This is a genomic window from Maribacter sedimenticola, from assembly GCF_900188415.1.
Lineage (GTDB): Bacteria > Bacteroidota > Bacteroidia > Flavobacteriales > Flavobacteriaceae > Maribacter > Maribacter sedimenticola.
This window is the reverse complement of record NZ_FZNV01000002.1, coordinates 64,392-89,122: the sequence shown is the minus strand read 5'-3', so window position 1 is coordinate 89,122 and position 24,731 is coordinate 64,392. Positions and strand designations below refer to the sequence as shown.

Genomic DNA, 24,731 nt, shown 5'->3' with positions numbered 1-24,731 from the left:
CGAAATAAAAATTTTAACATTTTATCCGTTTGAGTGAACTGTATTACCTTAAAACGTTCAATAAGGTTTCGCTAACATGATGAAATATATAACGCTACCTCTTATTCCGAAACCAAATAACTTCTATCCCAATCTTTCCAAACGACTTCATATCCTTGGGATTGGATCATTTCAGTGATTTCCACTGTGCTGCGCTCGTCAGATATTTCAAACTGTTCCAAAGATTCAGGGGCAACCGCATAGCCACCTGGATTGGTTTTTGATTCCGCACTAATGGATGTAATACCCAGGTTAATAATATTATCCCTAAACACTTTACTCTCCCTAGTGGACATAGATAATTCCACATCTTCGTCCAACAGACGATAGGCACAAATTAACTGGACCAAATCCGCATCTGTCATTGCTACCTTGGGCTCCACATCTCCTTGGTGCGGACGTAGCCGTGGAAAGGAGATGGAATACTTGGTTTTCCAATATGTTCTTTGCAAATATTTTAAATGTAACGCCGTATAAAAACTATCTACCCGCCAATCTTCCAAGCCGAACAAAGCACCTAACCCAATTTTATGAATGCCCGCCCTACCCAAACGGTCCGGTGTTAACAATCTATAATCAAAATTTGATTTTTTACCTTTTGGATGGTGGGTCCTATATGTTGCCTTATGATAGGTTTCCTGATATACCAAAACTGCATATAGTCCTTCCGCGATCAAGGTTTCATATTCTTCTTGGTCCAATGGCTGTACCTCTATACTAATATTAGAAAAATGTTTACGAATTAAGGCTATGGCATTTTTTAAATATGCTACACCTACCGTTCTGTTGGCTTCTCCCGTTACCAATAGAATATGATCGTAACCCAATTTTTTTATATAGGCCACCTCATCCAAAATCTCCTTATCCGTTAGGGTTTTTCGTTTAATGTTATTGATCATACTGAACCCACAGTAGGTACATATATTTTGGCACTCATTGGAAAGATACAAGGGTATATACATTTGCATGGTTTTCCCAAAACGTTTTTTGGTCAATGCGCTACTTCGCTGTGCCATTTGTTCCAAATATGGTTTGGCCGCAGGGGAAATCAAAGTTTTAAAATCCGATAACGTAATCTTTTCCTTTGCCAACACACGTTCCACATCTAATGAGGTACAGCCATAAATTTCCTTTTCCAGCGTATGCCAATCATACCTTTCAAAAGTTTCCTTAAAACTATTCATGCAAAAAAGAAGTTAGCGGGCTGCTTGCAGCAGCATGTTCCTGAATAGGTGCCAATTTTGCCAAGTAAGCCATTCTCCCCGCCTCTACGGCCTTTGCGAATGCCATTCCCATAGCTACTGGATCGTCAGAAACGGCAATTGCCGTATTAACCAGAACAGCATCTGCACCCAGCTCCATGGCAAAGGCCGCATGGGACGGAGCGCCAATACCTGCATCAACGATAACCGGTACATTGCTTTGCTCAATGATGATCTCCAAAAAATCTTTGGTCATAATTCCCTTATTACTGCCAATAGGTGCTCCCAATGGCATTACGCACTGTACACCAACTTCTTCCAGGCGTTTGCACAACACGGGGTCTGCGTGTATATAGGGCATAACCACAAAGCCCAACGCTACAAGTTCTTCAGCGGCCCTTAAGGTTTCTACAGGATCTGGCAATAGGTATTTTGGATCCGGATGAATTTCTAACTTTACCCAATTTGTTTCCAAAGCTTCCCGTGCCAATTGAGCTGCAAAAACAGCCTCTTTGGCCGATCTTACTCCAGATGTATTTGGTAAAAGATTAATGTGATTATCCCTTAAATGTACCAATATATCATCTGAAGAATTATGGACCTCTACCCGCTTTAACGCAACGGTTACCAGTTCACTTTTAGAAGCAATAATGGCCTGCCGCATATTTTCCGAGCTTTTAAATTTTCCCGTACCGGTAAACAATCTTGACATAAACGATTTACCGGCAATTGTTAACTTATCTTTCATTTATTTTCATGTTTAAAGGCAGTCCAAACCTGTTCCTGTACATTACCATCCAGTAATTTTTTAAAGTGTGCTATGTTATTAAAATCCTTGGTTATTCCTCCCGATGCCGCTATGCCGTACACCCCGGTCTTTAAGATATCCGGAACGTCCTCCAACGTTATGCCGCCAATGGCAATAATTGGTGTTTCCGTGTTCAGCTTTTTTATGATTGTAGCATAACCATCAACACCCAATACGGGACTCAAATTTGCTTTGGTCAATGTGAATCTAAACGGCCCCATACCAATATAATCTACTTTTTTAGCAATTAATTCTTGTGCCTGTTCCAATGTATTGGCCGTACCACCGATTATTTGCCAAGAATATAAATGTTTACGGGCCGCTTTTGGACAGGTATCGTTCTGTCCTAAATGAACTCCATCAGCTTTTACCTCTTTGGCTACTTTATAATAATCGTTAATAATCAACCGGGTTTGGAAACGACCAGTAATTTCCCGTGCTTGTTCTGCTGCTTTTAAAACGGCAGGTTCTTTAAATTTCTTTAATCGCAACTGCACCAATTCAATGCCACTACTACAGGCATTTTGAATGTTCGATAAATGCTCGTCTACTGTTCTACCTTGCGATATATAATGCAATTTCGGTATCATTCTGTAATTATTTTTTTGTGTAACCCCAACAAAGAGGGGTGGGAATTTAAATATTCCTCCGTATATTTTTTAGCGTTCCTAGCGGCATCCTCCAAACCAATATCAAGCGCCAAATTACTGGCAAGTGCAGATGACAACACGCATCCACTACCATGTTTTTCCAATACCTCACTTAAAAAGGGAGGTATGTTCACCATAACAATTTGACTATAATACAACTCGTCATACCCCTTTTTATCCGCTCGGTGTCCACCTTTTAAATAGATGTTGGTATAATTGGCCATATGCTCAAGTGTCTCTTCAATAGTCATTTGCGGATACAAACACTTAATCTCATCATAATTAGGGGTAACGATGTAACATTTACTCCATATTTCATCCAATACATTTTGTCCTTCGCCATTGTGAAAATCAAACCCTGAGCTTGCTTTTAATATTGGGTCCAAGACAATTTTGACCTTGGGATGTATTGCGTGTAATGTATTTACAATACGGAGCATTGCAGGCCAAGATTCTACAAGCCCTATTTTGACGATGTCGATGGTATATTGTTCAAATAAAACTTCTATCTGAGCCAAAACAGATGTGACGGGCACCCAACTACATTCCTTAAAATCATTCTCATTTTGCACCGTTATGGCCGTACAAACCGAAAGGCCATATAATCCGTGCGCATCAAATGTTTTTATATCTGACGTAATACCGGCACCACCACTAGGGTCGTGACCTGCAATAGAAAGTATGTATTTTAAATTATTCAAAATATTGTTTCATTTTTTTAAAAGCTTCAACAGGTTCATTGCTGTTCCAGATACCACCTAACACTCCAACTCCTTTAAAACCTAAAGTTTTGAACTCTTCTATATTTTCAATTGAAACACCACCCATACCAATGATTGTTTTATTAATATGGTTTACATCAAACCCACGACCTTTATACCCCGGTTTTGAGATAGACGAAAAAACAGGACTCAATAAATGATAATCGAATTCAAAATAACAATTGCCCAATACTTCCGGTTCATGAAATGAGCTACTAATGGACTTGCCATACATCTCAAGGTTTTTAAAATAGCGCCCAGGATTGTCAATATGGTTTATTCTGTGTTGTTCTTGAAAATGAATTCCCTTTAAGTCAAATTCATTTACCAGTTCGTGGTACAAGTGTACCACTACCCTATTATGATATTTGACATCCAATTCATTTAAATAAGCTCGGTGGTCCTTTAAACTTTTATGGGGCTTACGCAAATGAAAATAGTGCAACCCTTCATCAAACAATTGGTGAAGAATGTTCAATTCATGTTCCATATCATGCTCCGGGGCTATAACTACTATCATTTATTATGGTTTATATAAAATTCTGTTTTAGGCACTAGTATCATTTAAGTTAGGGATTGAAGCGGCATCCTTTTTTTATTTCAAAAAAAGATACAGCTGAAAGCCCGACCGCACTTTTACAAGTGCGGGAACTACCTACACATTTTACAAATACACTTCTGATCCGTTTTGCTTGAATTCTTCTGATTTTTCCTTCATGCCCTTTTGCATGATTTCATTGTCCACAATATCATTTTCCGCGGCAAAATCCCTCACTTCCTGGGAAATCTTCATGGAGCAGAATTTTGGTCCGCACATAGAGCAGAAATGGGCAATTTTGGCACCGTCTGCCGGCAAGGTCTCATCATGATATTCCAATGCGCGTTCCGGATCTAAACCTAAATTGAACTGATCGCGCCAACGAAATTCAAAACGAGCCATACTCAAGGCATTGTCACGATGCTGCGCCCCAGGATGCCCTTTAGCCAAATCTGCCGCATGGGCCGCAAGTTTATAGGTCACCACGCCAACGCGAACATCTTCCTTATTTGGCAATCCTAAATGTTCTTTTGGCGTTACATAGCACAACATGGCGCAGCCGTACCAACCGATCATGGCGGCACCGATACCCGATGTAATATGATCGTAACCTGGTGCAATATCTGTTGTCAATGGTCCTAAGGTATAAAATGGTGCTTCATCACAGACTTCTATCTGCTTTTCCATATTCTCTTTGATCATATGCATGGGTACATGCCCAGGTCCTTCTATAAAACACTGTACCTCATGTTTACGGGCAATCTGTGTGAGCTCTCCCAAGGTCTCCAATTCGGCAAATTGTGCTTCATCATTTGCATCTGCAATAGAACCGGGCCGTAGTCCGTCACCTAATGAAAAAGCTACGTCATACTGCTTTAATATCTCGCAAATATCTTCAAAATGTGTGTATAAAAAACTCTCTTTATGATGTGCCAAACACCATTTAGCCATGATCGACCCGCCACGGGAGACAATGCCCGTTACACGATTTGCGGTCATGGGCACATAGCGCAACAATACCCCGGCATGTATGGTGAAATAATCCACGCCCTGCTCTGCCTGCTCTATTAGGGTATCCCTAAAAATTTCCCATGTTAAATCTTCTGCAACACCATTTACTTTTTCCAATGCTTGGTAAATGGGCACCGTGCCAACGGGCACCGGTGAGTTTCTTATAATCCACTCCCGGGTTTCGTGGATATTTTGCCCCGTGGAGAGGTCCATAATATTATCTGCCCCCCAACGGCAGGCCCAGACCGCTTTTTCCACTTCTTCCTCTATTGATGATGTTGTGGCGGAATTTCCAATATTGGCATTGATCTTGACCAAAAAATTTCTACCCAAAATCATAGGTTCCGCCTCTGGATGATTAATGTTGGACGGTATTACCGCACGACCCCTGGCTACTTCTTCCCTTACAAACTCCGGTGTGATCTTAGCTGGAATAGAGGCTCCAAAATGCTCCCCTGGATGTTGCTTTCTAATTTGGGTCATTTCATCTATACGCTGATTTTCACGAATAGCAATATATTCCATTTCTGGAGTAATGATACCCATTTTGGCATAATGCAGTTGCGTTACGTTCTTACCTTTTTTGGCACGTAGCGGTTTTTTTAATAATGAAAAACGCATATGATCCAAACTGCTATCATTTAAGCGCTCATTACAATATTTAGAGGTAAAACCGGGCAAGCGCTCTACATCTCCACGATCTAGAATCCATGGTTCCTTAATACGCTCTATACCTTCATGGACATTGATGACCTTATTGGGGTCTGTATATGGCCCAGAAGTATCATAAACGGTTACAGGTTCATTGGTCGTAACCTTTCCCGTAACAGAATGCTTGGTATCACTAAGCGCTATTTCTCGCATAGCCACTTTTATCTGTGGATGTATACGACCCTTTACATAAATCTTTTTTGAGTTAGGAAAGGGTTGCCTGGTAATTTTACCTTCTTTTGGTGCGGTGTCTTTATTTTTCATTTGAAATGTGTTTTTTAGTTCAGGATAGGTCATCCTCCTTGCGTGGCCTGAATTATCAGTATATTGTCGTCATTGGACAATATTGTGGATTCCCATAAATTTTTAGGTACAATGGCGTTCTGTATTGCTACAGCAATACCGGTCTTTGGAGAGTCTAAATGCTGAAGTAAATGAAGAATAGAAGTGCCTTCCTCAAATTCTAATCGTTCCTCGTTGACCCAAATCGTTATCATATACAGTATATTTTAAATATGCTGTAACCAATAAGGATGTTGAGAAGCTTTTGAATTGACATTTTGTGGCGCAGAGATCCACCACTATCATAAAAAGATGCGTAAACACATATTGCAATGCGTTTTTCAACTTTTCCCTTCGTTGGTACTAACCAAATCAGGTTCAAAGGGTTTTTCTCAGTCCTAAATCAATAGAACACCCCTAAAGTTTACGGTATAAAGTTATATAAAAATTTTAATGATTATGAAGATAAAATGTTTTAAAATTTCTATTAAGATCAATAATTGTTTTTACTATTGATGTAAATAACTTAAAACTTTTTAAATAAAAAGTCCAGTTTTTCTTCATTGTACAATAACTGAAATTGCAGAAATCAACTAATATATTCTCTTAAACAAAAAAGGATATAATTTTAAAAACCTTTTTAAAAAGCGAATTTGAAAAATTTTCACCTTAAAAAATGAATAATCTTAATTTTAAATACCAAATTTCTACAGATTTCCTACAGATTTCCCCTTTAGGTTTGAGGTATATCCTAAATAATAAACCAAGAACCAATCAAAATGAAAAAACATCAATTGGTCATTAGGCCATACAATACGGTCTTGTTTACGCTATTGAGCCTGTTTACCATCCTTTGTGCCAGTGCCCAAGAAAAAGCTATCGTTAAAGGTACTATTAGAGATGCTGAACTAAAAAGTCCGTTACCGGGAGCCAATGTAATAATCTCCGGTACAACCAATGGAACTACGGCAAACTTTGATGGTCAATATACCCTTTTCGTATCTGAAGGAACTTTTGAAATAGAGATAAGTTACTTGGGCAATGAAACAAAAAAAATCAATGTGCAGGTAAATGCAGGTGAAGTAAAAATTATTAATGTGGAATTGGTTCCCCAAGCAACACAATTAGATGATGTTGTCGTAACCGGTTCTCTTGAAGGTCAACAAAGGGCGCTGAACCAGCAAAAGGCAGCGGACAATCTAAAGAGTATTGTCTCTGCGGATCAAATGGGTAAATTTCCCGATCAAAATTCCGCAGAATCCTTACAACGGGTCTCTGGCGTAAATTTACAACGCGATGAGGGTGACGGCCGTTTTGTACTGGTTCGCGGACTGGCTCCGCAATTTACGAACATTAGCATCAATGGTGAACAGATTCCTTCCCCTGAGGGTGAATCTAGATTTGTTGCATTGGACGCCATACCCTCTAACCAATTGTCCTCATTGGAAGTGAGCAAATCCATTACACCGGATATGGATGGCGACGCCATTGGTGGTTCCGTCAACCTCAATACACCAACCGCCACCAAAAGAGAACTTTCCATAAACGGTTCTGCCGCAATGGAATATAATAACGCATCCGATAAAACTGTAGGACAAGGCAGTGTCAATATTAGTAAGCGCTCTGAGGATGGTAAATTCGGTTTTATTCTAAGCGGTAGTTATGCAGGTAGTAAGAAAGAAAATGATCGCTATGAATTTGATGGCTGGGGAGACGTAGGCTCCAATGATATAGAACTACTGGAAATTGCAGATTACACTATAGACCGTAACAGATACGGGGCAAGCTCCACATTGGACTTTAAAGGACAAAATACCAATTTATACCTAAGAGGCCTATTCAGTGAGTTGAGGGAATATGAAGTGCGTAGAAGGGCTACGTTCCAGGCAGAGGAGGAAGATGGTGAAATAGAATATGCATACACCAAAGAATTAAAGGACAGACCAGAAAACCAAGGTGTTCTTAGCCTTAATTTAGGTGGCAGCACGGTTACCCCGGGTTTAATTTTTGACTATGAAGTTTCCTATTCCAAAGCCTGGCAAGATACCCCCCGTAACGACCAAGTGGTGTTTGAAAACGAAGGCTCCCCTTTTGCGTTCAACGTAACGGACAGATTAAACCCTAAATTGGTGAGTTTAAACGGCATTGGTGCCGAAGCCGACCCCCTGACCAATTTAAGCCTGCTCGAGTTTAAGGAATATGAAAAGGAAAGCACACTTGCAGAAGATGAGAATATAACCTTAAAATCTAACATCATTATGCCCTTTACCATTTCTGAAAATACAGGAGAATTTAAATTTGGAGGTAAAATTAGGCTAAAGGAAAAACAATATACCGTAAGGAACTTTGAACTACTTGAATATGACGGAGACCAAGACCTTACGTTGGACAGTAATAGCTTTTCAGATAATTTCAATGCCATAGGATTTATGGACGGTAGCTTCAACACCCCTTTGGGCAACTTTATATCGTTAAATGCGATAGATACCTTTGTAAATGCCAATTTAGGTGATTTTGAATCTGATACGGAAAAAGCCATTGAAGAAACCGTATCCCAAGAATATATTGCTTCCGAAAATGTTTATGCCGCCTATGCCATGGGTAAAATCAATTTTAAAAAGCTAATGGTTCTTGGTGGGCTACGATATGAAGCTACACGTTTTACCTATGATTCCGGCATATTTGATGAGGAAGCCGGTGAGGCTATTGCTGTAAATGGAGAAAACGACTATAATTTTTTACTACCCATGCTTCACCTCAAGTATAATGTTAACGAAAATACCATATTAAGGGCATCTGCAACACAGAGTTATTCAAGACCAAATTTTCAAGCCTTAGCCCAAGGCGCCGTATTTAATTCCGCAGATTTGGAAGCAGAAATATTTAATCCGGATTTGGTACCTGTAGAAGCAGTAAATCTTGATATTTTTGCGGAGCACTATTTTGGTACCGTAGGTCTGGTAAGTGCCGGTGTGTTTTATAAAAAGTTGGATAACTTTATCTACCAACAGACTACGGATAGGGAGTATAGGGGAATACCAAATGTAGAAGTAACGCAATCGGTTAACGGTAATACGGCCAATCTAATTGGTTTTGAACTGGCCTATCAACAGAAATTAAGTTTCTTACCTGGCTTTTTAAGTGGGTTTGTTATTTATGCAAATTACTCGTACACCAATTCTAAAGCTGAAGTCGAAAATTTCTCCGAGGATGACGAGATTACCGAAATAGATTTACCTGGTCAAGCTAAACATGTTGGTAATGCTGCATTGGGCTATAATAATAAAGGATTTGATGCGCGACTTTCCTTCAACTATAATGGTGCTTTTACTAGTGAATTTGATGGTAGCGATTTAGTAAGGATAGATGACCGTATGCAAATTGATTTTACCATGAGCCAGTCTTTTGCCAAAAAAAGAATGACGGCATATATAGAGTTGGTAAATATTAATGATGAAAACCAAATTGAACTATACAATACCATTGCCACGCCCCGTGAACGTCAGCGTTATGGTAGTTGGGGCAGATTAGGGTTACGCTTTAATTTTTGATTAAAATAGAATTCTTGACGATTCTATAAGCCTTTAAATTACGAATACAGGGTTATAACAAGCTATTTTATAAAAAGACATCATACTATGGACATAAGGTCTTAATATTTTTTTCAACAACTAGTTTAATCACTTTAAGTATCTTGGAATATCCATAGGCTACAAATAATATATATGGCCTTAAAATGTGAGTTATGAAACTGCTGATCATAGAGGACGAGAGCGAACTATTGGAAGATTTAATGGATTTTTTCAAGAAAGACCATTTTCTATGCGAAAGTGCTACAACGGTTGCCGAAGCCCAAGAAAAAATATATATGTATAATTATGATGCCATTATATTGGATATAGGCTTACCGGACGGATCAGGTCTGGAGGTTTTAAAATCGTTAAGAACAGTAGACAATAATGCCGGTGTTTTAATTTTAAGCGCATATGATGCCATTGAGGATAAAGTGAGCGGATTAAATCTTGGTGCAGACGATTATTTGGCCAAACCCTTTGACTACAACGAACTCAATGCACGTATAAAATCCATTATTAGGAGAAAACATTTTAAAGGTAGCAACATGGTAGTTTTTGATACCATAAGCATTAATACGGATTCTCAAGAAGTACACATAAACCAAAAATTGATAGACCTTACCCAAAAAGAATATCAGCTACTCATCTTTTTTATCAGTAACGAAAACAGGGTCATCACCAAAGAATCTATTGTAGAACACCTTTGGGGAGACAATACGGATAGTTTTGATTCTTTTGATTTTATTTACACCCACATAAAAAATCTCAGAAAAAAAATCATTAAATCTGGTGATAAGGATTATTTAAAGACCGTCTATGGTATAGGCTATAAATTTCAAAAGGAGTGAAACTATTAATCAAGACCACCCTTTATTATGTAATTGCCTCGCTTCTATTTTTCATAGCTGCGGGATTTATTATCGTTTATGATTTTAATAATATTCTTGATCAAGAAATCAACAATCTCCTCATAAATAGTGAAGAAATAGTAACAACTCAAATAGTAAATGACATTCCGTTGGAATCTCTCAACAACTATGAACAGGTCATTGAAAAAACAAATTCAAAGGCTTTTTTGGACAAGCCCTGTTTTAAGGATACCACTAGATATGATATCATTGATGACAATTTTCACAAATACAGAATGTTGCGGGTTACCAGAAGAATTGGAAACAATTATTATGACATCTCCATTTTTAGGTCGCTAATACAACCCAACACCCTGGTCAAGCAAGTATTACTTTCTCTATTTTCTGTTTTCTTGGGTCTGTTGGCCTTTTTAATCGTTAGTAATCTGTTGATTTCACGAAAAGTTTGGCTTCCATTCAAGGAAACCTTACGTACATTAAACAATTATGAACTGGGAAGTACCAGTCCTATCTTGCTCAATAAAACCAGTACGCAAGAGTTTAATCAACTTAACGACATTATTTTGGCAATGACCGCCAAAATTAAGTATGATTATATAAACCTAAAGGAATTTACTGAAAATGTAGCGCACGAAATACAAACACCTTTGGCCATAATTCGTAGAAGATGCGAAAAACTATTGCAGCAGAACGATCTTAATAATGATCAGACCAAATCTATTATGGCAATATATAATAACTGTCTTCGCCTATCCAAAGTAAACAAGGGTCTAACGCTATTGACCAAAATTGAATCAGGGGCATATCAAGTAGAAAAAAATGTAAACCTAACTCAAATCCTGATATCCCAAATAGCGCATTTTCAAGAAATGATTTCCTTAAAAAATTTGACTCTAAACCAAGAGGTTAAGCATGAAATCTTACACGATATCAATCCAGAACTGGTGGTGGTCCTATTTTCCAACTTTATTAAAAATGCCATAAACCACAATAATGCCGGCGGTCATATAGAAATTAGTACAAAAGCCGGAGAAATAGGTTTTTACAATACCGCCAAAAATGGCCCAATAAACCCTGAACTGTTTCAACGTTTTAAGAAATCGGAAAGTAATTCTTTAGGTCTTGGCCTTTCCATCATTACAAAAATTTGTCGTCTTCATAACATTAAGTTATCCTATGAATACGTGAACGACACCCATAAATTCCGACTTTTATTCTAAAACAGATTCTCTACAGAATTAACATATAGTTTTACGACCAAGAAAATGAAAAAATCAATTTTTATCATCATCGTATGCATTCTTGTTATTACATGCAAACAGGTAACCATACCCAAACATGTGCAAAAATCATTTATGGATAAGGTTCCTGAAGCAGAGGATGTACTTTGGACTGTAGAAAATAATATTTACCAGGTCGACTATTTTTTATCGGCCAAACATACAAGCTCCTATTTTGATGAACAAGGTCAATGGTTAGAGACAGAAACAGAAATAGCAGTAGATGAACTACCCCACAAAGTTTTACAAACGCTACGAACCAAGATGGGAGAATATGAAATTCTGGATATAGAATTGGTAGCGACCAGAGCGGGTAAAATACTCTATGAAGTTGATTTGGAAAAAGATGGTAAAACCTATGATATCCTTTTTGATCAGGAAGGAAAAATTTTAAGAAAGAAAATTTAAAGCAACTGCAAAAACCATATGATGAATCTTAGACCCCTTTTTATATTAACCATTATCCTTTTTCAAAGTTGTAAGCAAGCTGTTCAACATAGTGAAAATGCGCTACGACCTAAAATTATTACAGAACAAACACCACATGATACAGATGATCCGGCCATATGGATCAATGAGGACAACCCTGAAGAAAGTTTGATTATAGGAACAGATAAAAATGAAGATGGCGGTCTATATGTATATGATTTAAACGGAAAAATAATTGAAAGCAAAACCGTAAAAGGCCTTAAACGCCCTAATAATGTTGATATTGAAGAGTTTGAAATGGGTGAAGAAGAATTCTCCATTGCCGTCACCACAGAAAGGTTAACCAATAAAATACGAATCTTTAGAGTGCCAGAAATGACACCTATTGATAATGGCGGAATACCTGTTTTTGAAGGCGAAGAATTAAGAGCCCCTATGGGTGTAGGGCTATACAAAGATGCTGATGACCAAGTGTTTGCTTTTGTTGGACGAAAATCCGGACCTACCGATGGTTACATTTGGCAATATAAATTGGAAGGTGATTTACAAGGAAATATTACCGGTAAAAAGATTCGAGAATTCGGAAAATATAGTGGTAAAAATGAAATAGAGGCTATTGTTGTTGATGATGAATTAGGTTATGTTTACTATTCTGACGAAGGTATTGGCGTAAGAAAATATTATGCGGATGCCGATAAAGGAAATGAGGAACTAGCCTTATTCGCAACTCAAAATTTCACCGAAGACCATGAAGGCTTAAGCATTTATCAGACCGATTTAGGTACAGGGTATATCATTGTATCTGACCAACAAGCAAATAAATTTCATCTTTTTTCTCGTGAAGGCACTAATGACAACCCACATGACCATCAAGTTGTAAAAGTGATTGACTTGATGACCAATGAAAGTGATGGTTCTGAAGTTACCAATGCGTCATTGGGAACACTTTTTCCAAAAGGACTTTTTGTGGCCATGTCTGATGATAAAACTTTCCATTTCTATAGCTGGGAAGACATTGCAGGTGAAGACCTATTAATTGCTCCCGATGGTTTACCTCAGCACACAAAGAATGCCATCCATCCAAAATACATTACGGAAAAAGTAGTATTCGATACCGATGATCCTGCTATATGGATTGACAAAAAAGACCCATCCAACAGTTTCATTATTGGCACGGATAAAGAAGATGGTGGCGGATTATATGCCTTTGATTTACAGGGGAAAATTATTAAAGAAAAATGCGTACTAGATTTACAACGCCCCAACAACGTTGATATCGCATATGACTTTAAGTTACACGGAAATTTTGTAGACATTGCCGTTACCACCGAGAGAAGTAATAATCAATTGAGAATATTTTCACTACCAGACATGAAACCTATTGATGGAGGAGGACTTCCTGTATTCACGGATAGGGAAATTAGTGACCCAATGGGGATAGCGCTCTACACCGACCAAAAGACCAAAGAAATTTATGCTATTGTTGGTCCAAAAACAGGGCCTGCCACTGGGTATTTATCGCAGTATAAAATTCATAGTTCACCAAAAGGTACAGCCATGATTACCAAGGTTAGAGATTTCGGAAACTATAGCGGTGTTAAAGAAATTGAAGCCATCGCCGTCGATAATGAATTGGGATATATTTATTATTCTGATGAAGCTTATGGGGTTAGAAAATATTATGCCGACCCGAAAAAGGGAGACGAAGAATTAGCCTTGTTCGGTACTAAAGATTTTGGCCGTGATATAGAGGGTATCAGTATTTATAAAAATGATGATGGAACTGGATATATTCTTATTTCCGACCAACAACGAAATACGTTTAACATCTACCCTAGAGAAGGCGCTAAAGACGCTCCTAACAAACACGTATTACTAAAATCCGTAGAACTTTTAACCCTAGAAAGTGATGGGTCTGATGTTACTTCCGTTGCTATAAACGAAGAGTTTCCAAAAGGTATGTTCGTTGGTATGTCTACGGATAAAACATTTCATATTTACGACTGGCGCGACATTATGCCCGAATAGAGTATATGAATATATAACTTGAAACACTACCTAAATGAAACTTCAATTAAAACCTTTTTTACTTCTAGCAATACTGGCAATATCCTTTAATGGGTACATGCAAGATGGAAAAGCGGAAAAGCCAAAGCTAGTTGTTGGCATTATTGTGGATCAAATGAGGGCAGAATACCTCACCAGATTTCAAGACAAATTTGGCGACAAAGGTTTTAAAAGAATTATGAATGATGGTTATGTTTTTAAGAACGCCCATTATAATTATATCCCTACCAAAACGGCTCCTGGTCATGCTTCGGTATATACCGGAACAACTCCTAAATTTCATGGAATCATTAGTAATAGTTGGTACCACAAGGATATAAAAAAAGATGAAAACTGTGTTTTTGATGGTAACGTAAGAACAATAGGAAGTACTTCAGATAACGGGGAACGATCCCCGCATAAAATGTTGGCCACCACAATTACTGACGAGTTGCAACTTTCAAGTCAGGGTCGTTCTAAAGTCATTGGTATATCCCTTAAAGATAGAGGTGCTATCCTGCCAGCAGGCCATATGGCAGATGCTGCCTATTGGTATGATGACAGTAATGGTAATTTTATTAGCAGTACTTATTACATGGAAACCCTACCCGATTGGATGCAAAAATTCAATAAAGAAAATAAGGTAAATAAGCACCTAAAAACAGATTGGAATACGCTTTTACCTATTGAACAATACAAAGAAAGCACAAAAGACCAACAGGTGTATGAAACGGTATTTGCACACAAAAAGGATTCAAAATTTCCTTACGCGTATAAATCCTTATCGAATAAGGAACGTTACGAGATACTTCCAGAAACTCCTTACGGAAATACAATTGTTGCCGAACTAGCTATTGAAGCCATTGAACATGAAAATTTAGGACAGGGTGATGAAACGGATTTTTTAGCCGTAAGCTTTTCAAGTACCGATAAGATTGGCCATGCTTTTGGTCCCTACTCCATTGAAGTGCAAGACACCTATTTACGTTTAGACCAAGACTTGGCGCTTATATTAGAACAACTAGATAGCAAAGTTGGCAAAGGCAATTACACGCTGTTTTTAACGGCAGATCATGCGGCTTCAGATGTGAGCGTATACCTTGAAGAACAGAAAATACCTACCGGAACGTATCATCCTGAAGCGGTTATGGCTCAAGTTCAAAACAAGCTTAAATCCCTTTATAATCTTGATGGAATGATTGAGGCTATATCAGGTGATCAATTGTTTTTAAATAGAGAACTTATAGATTCAAAAAAGCTGGATTTTAATGCGGTATTAAATGTATGTAAAAATGAGTTGATGAAAGTACCGGGTGTTTTTGAAGTTATGCTAAGACCGGATTTAGAAAGATTTGAATATACTACAGATGAAAAAGGAATGGTACAGAGAGGATACCATATACAGCGCTCAGGGGACGTTGTAATATTATTTAACGCAGCTTGGAGTTCTTTTAGGGAATACGGAACCGGACACGGTAGCGGATACACCTATGACACCCATGTGCCTATGCTTTGGTATGGCAGTAATATTCCAAAAGGGTCGAGTACAAAACGTAAAAGTATTACCGACATCTCACCCACCTTAACACTTATGTTGGGCTTGAAATTCCCAAATGCCACTACAGGAGAAGTTATTCAAGAGCTTTTTAAAGAATAAGCCTTTTTGAAATTTAAACTACAAGTCTAAAACCTTAAAAATAGGATATAAAAAAAGCCACTGAAAAATCAGTGGCTTTTTTAGTCGGGGTGGCAAGTTAAAACTATACCACTCAATATATTGCATATCAATAAGTTAAGGATTTAAAAACCTAACTGTTAAACGATTTGTTGACGATACTATAAATGAACTTAAAGTAAAATGCTTTACTTTCTGATGCTGTAAATATATCATTTGTCTGATTAAAAATAATATTAAAGGCGAACAAATTTTATCTACATCGATATTTACCAATAAATATCAGTTATAGAAAACCTTCTTTTAATGGGACACTTATCTTTTTAAGTAATCCCTAAATCAGTCCCCCAATAAATTGTGCTGATCAATTAGCTTAAGAAATTCGTCTCGTTTGTTTTTACTCACTATGGCCGTATGATTTTTTAATCTAACCATATAACCATCAATACTGTCTATATGATTGATATTGACAATGTGAGAACGATGTATCCTGTGAAAATTGGCAGGAAGCATTTCTTCTAATTTACTCATTGACTGCAACGTCATAATTTTACGATCATGAACGGTAATTAACTGTACATAGGGACCTTGGCCATTAATGACAATGATGTCCTGAAATGCGACGCTGATGATTTTACTGTCTGCTTTAATAAATAGTTTGTCCGTAGGCGGAGAGATTGAGGGTGATGCAGTTACGGGATAATCAGCTTTTGAATCTTTAAGTGAAATAGCTTTGGTGACCGCTTTATAAAATCGGTCGAAATCTATCGGTTTTAACAAATAGTCTACAACATCGAGTTCATAACTCTGAACTGCAAACTCGGAATAGGCCGTGGTAAGTATGGTAGCTGGCCTGTTCGGTAAGATTTTCAGAAAGTCCAGCCCCGTAAGATCGGGCATTTGTATATCGAGAAACAAAACATCTATACGATCATTTTTAATATGGTTGAGCGCTTGCAGTGCAGAACTGCAGGAAGCCACCAGTTCCAACTCAGGGACTTTGCCAACATAATCCGAAAGAATCTTTCGGGCAATATGTTCATCATCGACAATTAGACATTTCATTTTCATAACGTAATCTTTAGGTCTAGTTGATAGACGTTATTTTCCTTGGTGATATCAACTTCGTGCTTCTCTGGGTAATTGGCCTCTAAAAGTTTTAATGAATTTCTAAGCCCTATTCCCATTTGATCCCTTTCAACTTCCTTAACTTTATCCTTGAAGGTATTTTCTGTCTTAAAACTAAGTTCGTTTTTTTCCACTTCCAAACCAATCTTGATCCAACCTCGGGGATTGGTTTCCAAATCGGAGTGTTTAAAACAGTTTTCAATAAAATTGATAAGGATCATAGGCGCAATTTTATTGTTATCCGTAATTCCTGCATGATAGAAATCAACATTGCGGGAATCTTCATGCTTAAGCAACTGTATACTCAAATAGTGTTCTATCAGTTCCTTTTCTTTGGCCAAAGGTACCTTGGGCCGATCGCAGTCATACAGTAAATAACGCAACAGCTTGGATAGTTTTGAAATCATTTCAGCAGCTCTTTCATCTCTCAAGTAGGCAAGCCCGTAGATGTTATTCAACGTATTGAATAGAAAATGAGGGCTTATTTGACTTTTTAACAATCTCAGTTCGGCCTCGGCTCTTTCCACTTTATGTTCAACTTTTTGAACTGCATTAAGGTAATAAACATGTGCTACTCGAATACTGGCCACAAAAATTATCCCTAATAAAACCATTAAAAGCCACAAAGCGATACGAACCGATTTAGGGGCGTATTGGTCACTGATCTGGTTTAACCCCAATATTTCCGCCATAATGGTATGCGCATAGATTCCGATAACAAAAAGAATGATATTCGTGGTAATCAACAGTCCCAATCTTCGATTGATGTTCCCTTCCCTTGCCAAGTATTCGGGAAAGAGTTTATATCCAAAAAGCCAAATAATCAAGGACCCTAAAAATATATAGGTTACCAAATAGTAAATAGTATCTGCGAGACTTCTTTGATATGCAAGTACCAAACTGATGGAGATATGTATCCCAAACCATAGGATGTAGGGGCCGACTTTAAAAAATCGCTCCGTTTTAGACAATGCGCTGCTCATAGGAACAATATTAGCGTCATCTTCTAATTTTTCATAATCAAATGAATTAAATGATGATTTCATGGTACGAATTGTTCGTTTTGATAATTAAAAGGCTTAGTTGCCCTCAACATCCATTTGGTTCATTTATACAGCAATTTCGTAAATTTTTTTTGCCACTGGCCCGCTATCAAAATAGTTTCGCCCCGTAATCAAAAAATATAATCATGAGAAATATGAATCACTTAATCACAATTTCCTTTTTTGTCCTATCGATTAACTTCTTTGCACAAGATAAGCAAGATGAACAAAATGAGATAGTTGCTGTTTGGATTACCCCAGATGAAATAAAAGTAGAAATCTATAAAGAAGGTACTAGATACATAGGCAGCCCGATAAATTCTGAGGGAGAGCGAAACACGGAAATCGAAGTACTCAACTTAGAGTATAAAGAAGGTAAATGGTCGGGAAAGATATTTTCCAAAAAAAGAGAAAGGCTGTTGGATGTAGAATGTCAGGTGGAAGGGGATAAACTGCATCTTGAGGTAACTGCACGCTTCATATCCGCTGATCTACAGTGGAGCCGAGCGAGATAATAAAGCTTGTTCCGAATCTGAGTTTTTCTTTATCAAGTTTTCAAAACTAATTTAAAATGAAAAAATATATTTTTATAATCGTTTTTCACATAACCACAACCGCTGTTTTTGCTCAAGAAAGCAACTATTATCTTGGAATTTCTTATGGAAAAAGTTTTCCATTAGTAGATTTTAAGGATGACGCTAGCAACAATTCCAATGCAGGTTTCGCAGAAAGCGGATACAAGTTGGATTTATATGCAGGAAGTGCTTTAAGCGAAAAGCTGAATTTAACATTAACTTTTCGTTATCAGAATTTTGATACCGATGTCACCACATTGGTAAAAGAATTGGAAACAACAAATAAAGCAGCAAATTTTGTTAGTAGTTCCGATGTTTGGAAAACCTATTCCTTTCTTACAGGAATTGAATACAAAATAAATTTGGGCAGAAAATTCAGTCTCTATCCCCGTATCGGATTGGGCCCTATGCTTGTTTCTAACCCACAGATGTCAATAACGGCTACGAATGAAAACACCAATACTGAAGTAAATCGCTCTAGTGAGACCGGTTTGGGTTTAGGCTACGAATTTGGTATTGGGCTTAAACGTGACTTAGGAAACTACTTTTGTCTAATGCCCACTTTTACTTTCAGCGGTGGTTTTGTAACAATTTCCGATGTTGACACAACAATTGACAATGGGCACATCACTTCAAATTACAAGCCCAAAATCATCACATTCAATTTAGGACTTTCACTAGCCTATAAATTTTAAACTAACAATAAAATGAAGTCAATGATTTCAATTAAAATGCCCATCTTTCTTGTGGTATTCTCTTTTACATTAGGCATCGCCAATGCCCAAGATATAGCATCCCTTTACAAACAAGTAAATACATCCGTTGTTACTATTCTGACCGAATCAAGATTATTTGAAGAAAGCCATCAAATGATTGTCGATGAAGGTATCGGTTCAGGTGTTCTTATTTCAGAGGATGGAGAAATCTTAACGGCAGCCCATGTCGTCAATGATGCTGAAAAAGTCGTCGTCAAATTTTTAAATGGGGAAGAAATTCCCGCTAAAGTGATTAGGTCGGCCCCAGTTGCGGACATAGGGTTATTGAAATTATCGTGGATGCCCAAGGTATATAAAGTGGCAAAAATGGGAGATTCGGATAAGGTCTCGGTAGGAGAGCAGATTATTATTTTAGGAGCTCCGTATGGTTTGGAACATTCACTTTCTTCCGGCTACATTAGTGGCAGACAAAAGCAAAAAACCAGGACCTCTGGCTTTGTAATCAATGAGTACTTTCAAACGGATGCATCGATAAATCAGGGAAATTCCGGTGGTCCAATGTTTAACTTGCAAGGAGAGGTCATCGGAATTTCAAGCTACATCATTTCAGAATCTGGAGGTTTTCAGGGGTTGGGTTTTGCAGCTACTTCCAATTTAGCCAAGAAATTGGTTGTGAACGGCAATAGAAGATGGAACGGTATTAATGGTTTTATTCTGGATAAAGAATTGGCATGGATGTTAAATGTCCCCATTAATGGCGGCTTGCTGGTTGAATCCGTAGTTCGGTTTTCACCTGCATATTTCGCCGGAATCAAAGGCGGATTTGAAACTATTACCATTGAAGATGAGCATTTGATTTTAGGAGGGGATATTATACTATCGGTAAACGGATTTCCATTGACCAAAGAAGCTTTTGAAAAAGTGGATAATGCAATGGCTAATAGATCGGATTTCTACAAAATGAAAGAATTCGTGCTAAAAGTATTGAGAGGTGGTAAGGTAGAAGAGCTTACAATTAGCTTTAAAGGCTAGGAGCTTTGATTTAGGATACATCTTCATTAATTAGACAACAGCTACATATAATCTAAAACTAAAACATTCATTAATTTAAATTGTACATACAATGGAATTAAATACAAATCAATTGAAATTTTTAAAAATTTACCGATCTAGTGAATCATACAGTGTTTCTTTAGTAGACAAAGAAGAATTTGAAATAACAAAAGGGTATGGTAGTACGATAATTGAAGCTTTGAATGATATGCATGAAAATTTAATTTAGGAGATGCCGATTAAATTTTTCATGAAAAAAAATCCCAAGAAAACTCAAGATGATGTTTCCAATGAAACACGTGTACTTTATACTTGAATCCGTACTTTATTGGACACTGGCTTTTCTGTTTTATGTATTTCTGAAATTCTATGGTATCGACAACCTTGGGTTGCGCCCAACCCAACATATTATCTTTAAAGACCTTCTTTTGCCCGCAGTTTATACAGGTGCTTTGCTAGGTGTCTTTTTTACTTTAATTGAATTTGTTTTTCAAAAAACATTCCTAAAAAAGTTGGTGCTTTGGTTACAGCTCCTGATTAAGTCCTTGGCATATTTTGTTATCCTTGTTGCGCTACTCACCGCGGCCAGAACGCTTATTTTAGATGATGGTAATGAATTTTTTTCCAGTGAACGATGGTGGTGGATCCAAAATAAATTCTTTAGAACTTCTTTAGTATACTTTCTAGTCGCACTCTTTGTGTTTTCATTTTTACAGATGGCAAAAGATAATTTCGGCAAAGGTATTTTTGCTAAAATGCTCTTGGGCGTCTACAAAAAACCACAAAAACTAGCCCGTATATTTATGTTTTTAGACCTAAAATCATCGACTGCTATTGCTGAAAAATTAGGTGATTACAGATACAGCCAGTTTATTCAAGAGACATTCGTTGAGCTAAACGAAGTTGTATCAAAACACGATGCTACCATATACCAATATGTAGGTGACGAAGCAATACTTGTATGGACCTATAAAGGCGGGTTACAGTTTAATAATTGTGTGGAAGTTTTTTTCAAGTTCAAAGAACAATTAAAAAGTAAGAAAGACTATTACCACAACAAGTATGGGTTTTATCCCGAATTTAAGGCTAGTGTCCACGGTGGAACTATTGTATTTACCGAAATCGGAACAATAAAAAAAGAGCTGGCGTACCATGGAGATGTTATCAATACTTCATCAAGAATTCAATCACTTTGCTACAAATACCAACAGGAACTGTTGGTTTCTGAAACGATATGGAATGTAATCAATAGTAAGAAACAATATGATAGTCAGCTATACGTGGATACTTTCTTAAAAGGAAAAGATGAAACACTTACGCTATTCGGAGTTCAAAAAGTTGGAGATTTAGTTTCGTAAACTACTTTTTTTTTTAATGACCAACTATTAAACGACCGTTTTATAGGAATACCTCGTAAAATCACGACCTATTCTCATCATGTCCCTTCGTGGTTTCTTTTCATTCTATTTTTAATAAAGAATTTCTATATAATAAGACTTGGACCCAATCCCAGATTTTGGCTATCCTCTTCCCTACCTCATCATATTGTGTAGGGAATGAATGCTTCATTCTCTGGTCAAAATCATTAATCAAGTCCGCTTTTAATCGAAAAGTCAAAACCTCGATTTAAGATATATTCCAATTCTCAACATTAAATATACGAATAGCAAAAATCAAGTGATGGAGATCAAAATATATAGGTTCTAATCCCATTTCCCCGATGAACCTTTTCAAAGTCTCCTTATTTTCGATACGTTTGGCGTACTGAAGTAATTTGTTATCCGATTTGCTGACCTTTTTCTTGGGTTTTAATACAAAAATAGCGGTTTTCGACAAATTCCTAAAACGCAAAAACCTGATAATCAATTGATTATCAGGTTCTAAATGTTAACAAAATGTTAAAGTCGGGGTGGCAGGATTCGAACCTGCGACCTCCGCGTCCCAAACGCGGCGCGATAACCGGGCTACGCTACACCCCGAAATGGTTATCAAAAAATATGTCTCTCAACATATCGTTGCGGAGAGACAGGGATTCGAACCCTGGGTAAGTGTTTCCACCTACGACGATTTAGCAAACCGCTCCTTTCGGCCACTCAGGCACCTCTCCAGTAATTCTTCAATGAACTGTTGCTCTAAATAGCGGATGCAAATGTATAAGTATAACTGGTTTTACACAACTATTTTTACTATTTTTTTTGAATATAAAATTAGCCGCCTGTTACTCAGGATATTCCACACGTAAATGATAAATATTGGTCAGCTTTTGTTTGAATATTTTTTTGATGGTTTCTATCTCCTTAAAAGTAATATCCGCATTTAAAAATTGGTTGGCCTTCATCTGGCCCGAAATTATCTTGTCCACAAATTCATCGATAATTAAAAATGTTGGATCCTTTAAACTTTTAGATGCGGCCTCTACAGAGTCCGCCATCATCAATATTGCCGTTTCCCTTGAAAAAGGTAAGGGACCGGGATACCTGAAATCTTCCTCGTTGACGTCATCACCTTTTAAATCCTTCTGTTTCTTATAGAAATAATACACCATTGTTGTTCCATGGTGAGAACGTATAAAATCAATAATACGATCGGGAATTTTATTTTTCCTTGCTAACTCTATCCCTTTTATTACATGGTCTATAATTATTTTGGCACTATGCTTTGGGCTTAATTCATCGTGTGGGTTTACATTGGTAATCTGATTTTCCGTAAAAAATGTTGGGTCGTTCATTTTACCTATATCATGGTACAGTGCCCCTACCCTTACCAACATGGCATTTGCACCAATCTCGTTAGCTGCGGCCTCCGCCAAATTGGCAACTTGCAAGGAATGATGAAAGGTACCAGGAGCTTTATTGGATAGTTCTTTTAATAATTTAGAATTTGTATCGGATAGTTCAAGTAAGGATACATCGGATACAAGGCCAAATAATTTTTCATAGATGTAAATAAGTGGCTGTACAAATAAGGTTATCATACCATTTAAGAGAAAAAGGCCAAATGTAAACCATTGTATATCGCTTAAATCTCCTTCATGAATGGTATGAAAGGCCAAATAACCAATAATATAGATTAGGGTAATCTGTCCTACACTAACAAAAAGATTTGCTCTTTTATATAGTTCCGAAACAGTTAGAATCGTTACAATACCGGTAATTATCTGAAGAAATATATACTCAAAACTATTGGGCACCACAAACCCCAATATCAATACGGCCAAGACATGGACAAAGAGCCCTAAACGGGCATCAAAAAATGTTTTTAAAATTAATGGCAATATGCACAAAGGCACTACAAACACCAGTTCATCATTATATTTTACTACCATGGTAGTAATGAATACCATGAGCAACATATTAAAGAAAATAAAAGTGACCTTGGTATTATTGTCATATACTTCTTTTCTATATTTTTTGAGAAAAAGAAATAGCATAATCAACACTAGGGCCACCAGAACGGTATAACCTATTAAAATGTAGTAATAATTATTTGCCGTCCATAATTCCGACTCATATTCCCCTTTTAATGATTCTAGTATTTTTAGATTTTCCGCCTCAACAACTTCACCCTTTGCTATTATTAAACGCCCTTGGTCAACAGTACCTCTCGTATAGGATAGTTTGGTAAGGGCCTCATCCCTTGCTTTCTTCGTTAAACTATTATCAAAACTTACATTTGGCGTAATTAAATCAAAAAATAAGGCTTGGGTTTCATTTTCAAATAATGAGAGGTTGTTCTGGGCCAGAACGCTGCTTACCAATTCATTGATTTCATTTATTTTAAAAAAATCCGTTACCCTAACCTTTCTTGCCTCATTTTCCTTAACTAAATAAATAAAATTACGCTGTACCTGCTTTCCACTATTCTGTAAAATACCTTTGGTATAAATAGAATCCAATATGGCCTCCGAAACATTTTTTAGTCTATTTCTTTGACTGTTCCTTAATCCTATATCCTGCCAAGTTTCATTAAAGGCTACTTGAAATTCTGCCCGTAGATCATCAACAATATTTTGATCATACCTATAATATGGTAACTGATTACGCTCAATAGCCTGTGTTTCTTCCGCTATTTCCGCATCGGTTTTTTGTATGGAAAAGTCAAAGGGCGCATAAAGATTATCGTACTGCCATGGTTTTCCTTTCTGAAATTCATATTTGAACTTTCCTCCCTTGGGCAAGAAGAAAACAATAAACGCTATCGCTACTATATATAATATATATTTAAATATGAGCGATTGCTTTTTATATAGATTGTCCAAAAGAAAATATTATTATGTTCATCAAAAATAGAAAATATTAATCTGATAACTAGTAATTGAAAGGATATCCCGCGGATTGCTA

General features: G+C 37.2%; 21 protein-coding genes, 2 tRNA genes and 1 riboswitch. Of the genes, 11 read left to right on the top strand and 12 right to left on the bottom strand.

Features of this window, described 5'->3' with window-relative positions; all coding sequences use genetic code 11:
- Window positions 1-101: 101 nt before the first annotated feature.
- The 7 genes from thiH to thiS all read right to left on the bottom strand — a co-directional run bounded on the left by thiH (window position 102) and on the right by thiS (window position 6,217).
- Window positions 102-1,223 (bottom strand): 2-iminoacetate synthase ThiH, encoded by a 1,122-nt coding sequence (thiH, locus tag CHB68_RS05420; RefSeq protein WP_089259863.1) that lies wholly within the window; start codon window positions 1,221-1,223, stop codon window positions 102-104.
- Window positions 1,216-1,989: a thiazole synthase gene (locus tag CHB68_RS05415; RefSeq protein WP_089259862.1), complete on the bottom strand. Its 774-nt coding sequence runs from the start codon at window positions 1,987-1,989 to the stop codon at window positions 1,216-1,218. The genes thiH and CHB68_RS05415 overlap by 8 nt, the downstream gene beginning before the upstream one ends.
- Window positions 1,986-2,639 carry a thiamine phosphate synthase gene (gene thiE / locus CHB68_RS05410; protein WP_089259861.1) on the bottom strand — a complete coding sequence of 218 codons (654 nt, stop codon included), beginning with the start codon at window positions 2,637-2,639 and terminating at the stop codon, window positions 1,986-1,988. The genes CHB68_RS05415 and thiE overlap by 4 nt, the downstream gene beginning before the upstream one ends.
- Entirely contained in the window at window positions 2,636-3,400 is a 765-nt protein-coding gene (locus tag CHB68_RS05405; protein ID WP_089259860.1) for a hydroxymethylpyrimidine/phosphomethylpyrimidine kinase, read from the bottom strand. The genes thiE and CHB68_RS05405 overlap by 4 nt, the downstream gene beginning before the upstream one ends.
- A complete protein-coding gene (locus tag CHB68_RS05400; RefSeq protein ID WP_089259859.1) occupies window positions 3,393-3,980 on the bottom strand; it encodes a thiamine phosphate synthase in 588 nt (195 codons plus the stop codon). Before CHB68_RS05400 ends, CHB68_RS05405 begins: the two co-directional genes overlap by 8 nt.
- 144 nt (window positions 3,981-4,124) lie before the next feature.
- Window positions 4,125-5,984, bottom strand: a complete 1,860-nt coding sequence (thiC, locus tag CHB68_RS05395) for a phosphomethylpyrimidine synthase ThiC (RefSeq protein WP_089260563.1) — start codon at window positions 5,982-5,984, stop codon at window positions 4,125-4,127.
- A gap of 29 nt (window positions 5,985-6,013) precedes the next feature.
- The gene (gene thiS, locus CHB68_RS05390) at window positions 6,014-6,217 is read right to left on the bottom strand and encodes a sulfur carrier protein ThiS (RefSeq protein ID WP_089259858.1); all 204 of its coding nucleotides are present in this window, start codon (window positions 6,215-6,217) and stop codon (window positions 6,014-6,016) included.
- A 117-nt stretch (window positions 6,218-6,334) separates the two neighbouring features.
- A riboswitch (TPP riboswitch) is annotated at window positions 6,335-6,431 on the bottom strand.
- Between the two features lie 350 nt (window positions 6,432-6,781).
- Between thiS and CHB68_RS05385 the strand changes: the two genes are divergently transcribed.
- The 6 genes from CHB68_RS05385 (at window position 6,782) to pafA (ending at window position 15,858) form a co-directional block, all read left to right on the top strand.
- Window positions 6,782-9,553: a TonB-dependent receptor gene (locus CHB68_RS05385; protein WP_089259857.1), complete on the top strand. Its 2,772-nt coding sequence runs from the start codon at window positions 6,782-6,784 to the stop codon at window positions 9,551-9,553.
- Window positions 9,554-9,747: 194 nt separating this feature from the next.
- Window positions 9,748-10,425, top strand: coding sequence for a response regulator transcription factor (locus CHB68_RS05380; protein ID WP_089259856.1), 678 nt, complete (start codon window positions 9,748-9,750; stop codon window positions 10,423-10,425).
- A complete protein-coding gene (locus CHB68_RS05375; protein WP_089259855.1) occupies window positions 10,422-11,666 on the top strand; it encodes a sensor histidine kinase in 1,245 nt (414 codons plus the stop codon). Before CHB68_RS05380 ends, CHB68_RS05375 begins: the two co-directional genes overlap by 4 nt.
- Window positions 11,667-11,711: 45 nt before the next feature.
- On the top strand, window positions 11,712-12,134 hold the full coding sequence (locus tag CHB68_RS05370; RefSeq protein WP_089259854.1) for a PepSY-like domain-containing protein: 423 nt from the start codon (window positions 11,712-11,714) through the stop codon (window positions 12,132-12,134).
- An 18-nt stretch (window positions 12,135-12,152) separates the two neighbouring features.
- A complete protein-coding gene (locus CHB68_RS18820) occupies window positions 12,153-14,183 on the top strand; it encodes a phytase (protein ID WP_317043803.1) in 2,031 nt (676 codons plus the stop codon).
- Window positions 14,184-14,217: 34 nt separating this feature from the next.
- On the top strand, window positions 14,218-15,858 hold the full coding sequence (gene pafA / locus CHB68_RS05360; protein ID WP_218822487.1) for an alkaline phosphatase PafA: 1,641 nt from the start codon (window positions 14,218-14,220) through the stop codon (window positions 15,856-15,858).
- A 357-nt stretch (window positions 15,859-16,215) separates the two neighbouring features.
- Here the strand turns inward: pafA and CHB68_RS05355 are convergent, their stop codons facing one another.
- A complete protein-coding gene (locus tag CHB68_RS05355; RefSeq protein ID WP_179213148.1) occupies window positions 16,216-16,941 on the bottom strand; it encodes a LytR/AlgR family response regulator transcription factor in 726 nt (241 codons plus the stop codon).
- A gap of 2 nt (window positions 16,942-16,943) precedes the next feature.
- Window positions 16,944-18,050, bottom strand: a complete 1,107-nt coding sequence (locus CHB68_RS05350) for a sensor histidine kinase (RefSeq protein ID WP_089259852.1) — start codon at window positions 18,048-18,050, stop codon at window positions 16,944-16,946.
- Window positions 18,051-18,193: 143 nt separating this feature from the next.
- On the opposite strand from CHB68_RS05350, the gene CHB68_RS05345 reads away from it, so the two are divergent.
- The 5 genes from CHB68_RS05345 to CHB68_RS05330 all read left to right on the top strand — a co-directional run bounded on the left by CHB68_RS05345 (window position 18,194) and on the right by CHB68_RS05330 (window position 21,749).
- On the top strand, window positions 18,194-18,562 hold the full coding sequence (locus tag CHB68_RS05345) for a hypothetical protein (RefSeq protein WP_089259851.1): 369 nt from the start codon (window positions 18,194-18,196) through the stop codon (window positions 18,560-18,562).
- A 56-nt stretch (window positions 18,563-18,618) separates the two neighbouring features.
- Window positions 18,619-19,317, top strand: a complete 699-nt coding sequence (locus tag CHB68_RS05340) for an outer membrane beta-barrel protein (RefSeq protein WP_089259850.1) — start codon at window positions 18,619-18,621, stop codon at window positions 19,315-19,317.
- A gap of 21 nt (window positions 19,318-19,338) precedes the next feature.
- Window positions 19,339-20,370, top strand: coding sequence for a S1C family serine protease (locus CHB68_RS05335; protein WP_179213147.1), 1,032 nt, complete (start codon window positions 19,339-19,341; stop codon window positions 20,368-20,370).
- Window positions 20,371-20,461: 91 nt separating this feature from the next.
- Window positions 20,462-20,620, top strand: a complete 159-nt coding sequence (locus tag CHB68_RS18530; protein WP_179213146.1) for a hypothetical protein — start codon at window positions 20,462-20,464, stop codon at window positions 20,618-20,620.
- A gap of 61 nt (window positions 20,621-20,681) precedes the next feature.
- The gene (locus CHB68_RS05330; RefSeq protein ID WP_179213145.1) at window positions 20,682-21,749 is read left to right on the top strand and encodes an adenylate/guanylate cyclase domain-containing protein; all 1,068 of its coding nucleotides are present in this window, start codon (window positions 20,682-20,684) and stop codon (window positions 21,747-21,749) included.
- Between the two features lie 546 nt (window positions 21,750-22,295).
- On the opposite strand, the gene CHB68_RS05320 is transcribed toward CHB68_RS05330, so the two are convergent.
- From CHB68_RS05320 to CHB68_RS05310, 3 genes are all read right to left on the bottom strand, one after another.
- Window positions 22,296-22,370: transfer RNA gene (locus CHB68_RS05320), tRNA-Pro, on the bottom strand.
- 39 nt (window positions 22,371-22,409) lie between these two features.
- Window positions 22,410-22,498 (bottom strand) — tRNA-Ser (locus CHB68_RS05315).
- 111 nt (window positions 22,499-22,609) lie between these two features.
- Complete coding sequence (locus tag CHB68_RS05310; RefSeq protein WP_089259846.1) at window positions 22,610-24,649, bottom strand: HD family phosphohydrolase; 2,040 nt, start codon at window positions 24,647-24,649, stop codon at window positions 22,610-22,612.
- Window positions 24,650-24,731: the final 82 nt, after the last annotated feature.